This is a genomic window from Alexandriicola marinus (genome assembly GCF_004000435.1).
Lineage (GTDB): Bacteria > Pseudomonadota > Alphaproteobacteria > Rhodobacterales > Rhodobacteraceae > Alexandriicola > Alexandriicola marinus.
The window spans coordinates 1-493 of record NZ_RBVZ01000067.1 but is presented as its reverse complement, the minus strand read 5'-3'; the positions used below and the strand labels follow the sequence as shown (position 1 = coordinate 493).

Below are 493 nucleotides of genomic sequence, written 5' to 3'. Positions count from 1 at the left end.
AAATTGGAGGATCAGCGATGGCTGGAAAGCGAGAGAAGCCCGAAGAGATTGTATCGAAGCTTCGGCAGGTTGAAGTCCTGCAAGGGCAAGGAGCGACGATTGCCGAGGCGGTTCGTCAGATCGGTGTGACGCAGCAGACGTTCTATCGGTGGCGGAAGCTTTATGGCGGGATGCAGCGATCTCAGCTCGCGCGTCTGAAAGAACTGGAGAAGGAAAACCAGCGGCTGCGGCGGGCGGTGTCGGACCTGACGCTAGACAAGCTGATCTTGACGGAAGCGGCGAAGGGAAACTTCTGAGCCCTTCGCGTCGCCGGAAATGTATCGACCATGTGCGGCGGGAACTTGGCGTATCGGAACGCCGAGCCTGCCGCACGCTCGGGCAGCACCGCTCCACGCAACGCAAGGCGCCCCAGGGCCGCGCCGATGAGGAACGTCTGACCGACGATATCATTGAGCTGGCCGATCAATACGGGCGCTATGGATATCGCATGGTC

At 60.2% G+C, this 493-nt stretch carries 1 pseudogene; it reads left to right on the top strand.

Annotated elements, in window-relative coordinates:
- Positions 1 to 17 precede the first annotated feature (17 nt).
- A pseudogene (locus EP376_RS22715) lies at positions 18 to 493 on the top strand (transposase); the annotation flags it as partial.